Genomic DNA, 3,195 nt, shown 5'->3' with positions numbered 1-3,195 from the left:
GTGCTGGGCCTCGGCGGCGCTGCCGCCGTTGCCGGCCACCAGCAGCCGCCCGCCGGCCGCCAGTCGGTGCGCCAGCTCTCCGCCCCACCCGGCGAGCAGCTGTTCCGACCGGCGCAACGGCAACAGCGCGGCGGCCAGCTGGGTCAGGTGGTCCTCCAGCACCGTCCCGCCGACGGCCGGGCCGAGCGGCGCCGACGGCCGGCTGCCGCTGGACTCCGGCGCCGCCATCAGGCGACCACCCGGGTCGGCCGGCGCACGGTGGTCACCTCGCCGTACACCTCGGCGAGCCGGTCGGCGGTGGTCGACCAGGAGTAGCGGGTGCGGGCCCGCTCCAGCGCCGCCGTGGCGTACGCGAAGCGACGGATCCGGTCGCCGAAGAGGCGGCGGATCGCGGCCCCCAGCGCCTCCGGATCCCGGGCCGGCACCAGGTCGCCGGTCCGCCCGGGCACCACCGTGTCGACCAGACCGCCCACTGCGGTGCCGATCACCGGTACGCCGCACGCCATCGCCTCCAGCGGGGTGAGCCCGAACGGCTCGTACCAGGGCGCGGCGACCAGCACGTCCGCCGAGCGGTACCAGCGGCCCATCTCCTCGCGGGGCACCGCGCCGATCAGCTTGACCCGGTCGGCGATCCCGCAGGACTCGGCGAGCGCCCGCAGCCGCAGCGCGTACGTGTCGGTCTCCAGCAGCCCGGCTGGGGGCCCGCCCACCACCACGCACTCGGCGTCGGGCACCAGCGCGGTGGCCCGGATGACGTCCTGGAACCCCTTGCGCTCCACCAGCCGCCCGACGGTGAGGATGCGGGCCCGGGTGCCGTCCCGGTCGGCGACCGGGCCGAGCGGTGCGAAGGTGGCCAGATTGACCCCGGACGGGACGACCGTGATCCGGGACCGGGGCACGCCCATCCGGACCAGCTCGGCGACCTCGTCCTGGCACTGGGCCACCACCCGGTCGACCGAACGGCCCAGCTCCCGCTCGTGCCCGATCCGGCCCGGCGGGCTGGTGTCCTGCGCGCCCTGGTGGCGCCGCTTGACGGTGCCGAGCGCGTGGTAGGTCTGCACCACCGGCACCCCCGTGCGCCGCCCGGCGGCGAGCGCGGCCAGGCCGCTCATCCAGAAGTGCGCGTGGACCACGTCGGGCTGCCAGTCGCCGGCCCGCCACCGCTCGGCCAGCCACTCCCCGAACGCGGGCATGTACGGCAGCAGGTCGTCCTTGGCGACCGGCTCGGCCGGCCCGGCGGGCACGTGCACCACCTCGTAGCCGTCGGGGGCATGGACGATCACGGGCAGGTCCACGGCGTCGCGCCGGGTGTAGACCCGGACGTCGTGGCCGGCGGCCGCGAGCGCGGCGGAGAGCTCCGCGACATGCGTGTTCTGGCCGCCGGCGTCCTCCCCGCCGAGGACGGCGAGCGGACTGGCGTGCTCTGAGATCATCGCGATGCGCATACTTCCTCCTCCAGCAGCCGGTCCCAGTCGGCGAGGAAACGCTCCAGGCCGTAGCGGTCCCGGGCCGCGGCCCGGGCCGCGGCGCCCGCCCGGCGAGCGGCCGCCGGGTCCTCGACGAGGCCGCGGGCCGCGTCCAGGAGCACGTCGACCCGGGTGGAGAGGGCACCGGCGGACGGCGGTACCGCCTCCACGGCCTCGGTGGCGGCCAGCGCCACCACCGGCATGCCGATGGTCATCGCCTCGATCAGGCTCAGCCCGAGCGAGGTCCACCGGCACAGGTGCAGGTACGCCCGCCGCCGGGCCAGTTCGGCGTGCATGGCGTGCTGCGGCACGTCGTCGTGGCTGGTCAGCCGCTCCGGCGGCAGCCGGAGCCGGTCGGCGAGTCCGGCCACCCCCATGCCGTAGACGTCCAGCGGAGCGATCTCGGCGAAGCGGGGCAGCAGGTCGGTGCCGGTGACCCGCCAGCGGCGTACCGGCTCGTTGATGACGACGGCGAACCGCTCCAGTTCGCCGGTCCACTCGACGGCCGGGGCGACCACGCCGTGCTCGACGACCGCGGTGCGGGTGCCGCCGTTGTCCCAGAACAGCTCGTTGAATCCGGTGACGTGGGTGAGGAGCAGGTCGTCCCGGTCGGCCATCGGGTGCCGGGTGTTCGGCACGTCGCCCTTGGGGGTGTTGTGCTCGACGTAGATCGCCGGCACGTCGCGGCCCACCCGGCGCCCCAGCCACTCGCAGGCCAGGTCGAACTCCTCGGGGCGCTGGAGCAGCACCACGTCCACCTCGGCCCGGCGCAACTGCTGCGGGGTGACCTCGACGGCGCTGTCCGGCCACGGGTAGGTGCGTGCCCGGCCGAGGCCGTACGGGCCCCGGTCCGGGGTGACCGGCACCAGGTAGCGGTGCTTGCCGTGCACGAACGACGTGGTCCAGGACCCGTGCACGTGCCAGACCAGTATGTTCATCGCACCACCCCGGCGGCGGGCACGGCCGGCCCCGCGGCCAGGGGCTCCGGCGCGTCGGCGGGTACGCCGAGCAGGCGCAGCGCCTCCAGCACCCGCCCCGGCTCGACCGCCGAGAGGCAGGGGTGGCCAGGGATCGGGCAGCGGGTGGCCCGGGTGTCGCGGCAGGCCGCCCCGGCGTCGCCGAGCCGGACGGCCGGCACCCGGTACGGCCCCCACTGTCCGAATGGGACGGTGGGGGCAAAGAGGCTGACCACCGGCACCTCGAGCGCGGCGGCCAGGTGCGCCGGCCCGGTGTTGCCGACCACCAGCGCGCCGGCCCGGGCGATCACCGCCGCCAGCTCGCCGAGGCCGGTGCAGCCGCCCAGGTCGAGGCCGCCGGCCGCGGCGACCCGGGCGGTCAGTTCCCGTTCGTCCGGGCCGCCGGTCACCACCACCCGGTAGCCGGCGGCGCTGAGCACCCGGACGATCCGGGTGGCCAGCTCGGGCGGGCAGGCCCGGGTCTCCACGGAGGAGCCCGGGTGCAGCACGACGTAGCCCGGTTTCCCCGGCCCGGTCGGGGCGGGCGGCAATCGGTCGACCCGTAGTCGCAGCCCCGGCTCGTCGCCGGGGCCGAGGGCGAAGCCGGCCGCGGCGGCGAGGGAGAGCGCCCGCTCGGGTTCGGGCACCCCGACCGGTACCCGGTGCCGGACGTCGAGCAGCGAGCCGGGGTAGTCGTCGCTGATCGCGCTGATCCGGGGCACCCCGGCCATCCGCAGCAGCAGCGCGAGGGGCAGCGGCGACTGGTGGAAGGA

3 protein-coding genes and 1 pseudogene are annotated in these 3,195 nt (G+C 76.4%); all 4 read right to left on the bottom strand.

Annotated elements, in window-relative coordinates:
* Nucleotides 1–228: pseudogene (locus ABZ570_RS33780) on the bottom strand (hypothetical protein); the annotation flags it as partial.
* Complete coding sequence (locus tag ABZ570_RS33775) at nucleotides 228–1,445, bottom strand: glycosyltransferase (RefSeq protein WP_358072228.1); 1,218 nt, start codon at nucleotides 1,443–1,445, stop codon at nucleotides 228–230. The gene ABZ570_RS33775 and the pseudogene ABZ570_RS33780, both read right to left, overlap by 1 nt.
* Entirely contained in the window at nucleotides 1,430–2,404 is a 975-nt protein-coding gene (locus ABZ570_RS33770) for a glycosyltransferase (protein ID WP_358072226.1), read from the bottom strand. The genes ABZ570_RS33775 and ABZ570_RS33770 overlap by 16 nt, the downstream gene beginning before the upstream one ends.
* On the bottom strand, nucleotides 2,401–3,195 hold a 795-nt coding region (locus ABZ570_RS33765; RefSeq protein ID WP_358072224.1), incomplete at its 5' end, for a glycosyltransferase family 9 protein. The genes ABZ570_RS33765 and ABZ570_RS33770, both read right to left, overlap by 4 nt.

The organism is Micromonospora sp. NPDC007271 (assembly GCF_040634005.1).
Taxonomy (GTDB): domain Bacteria; phylum Actinomycetota; class Actinomycetes; order Mycobacteriales; family Micromonosporaceae; genus Micromonospora.
The sequence above is the reverse complement of the archived record's forward strand: the minus strand, read 5'-3'. Positions and strand labels throughout refer to the sequence as shown.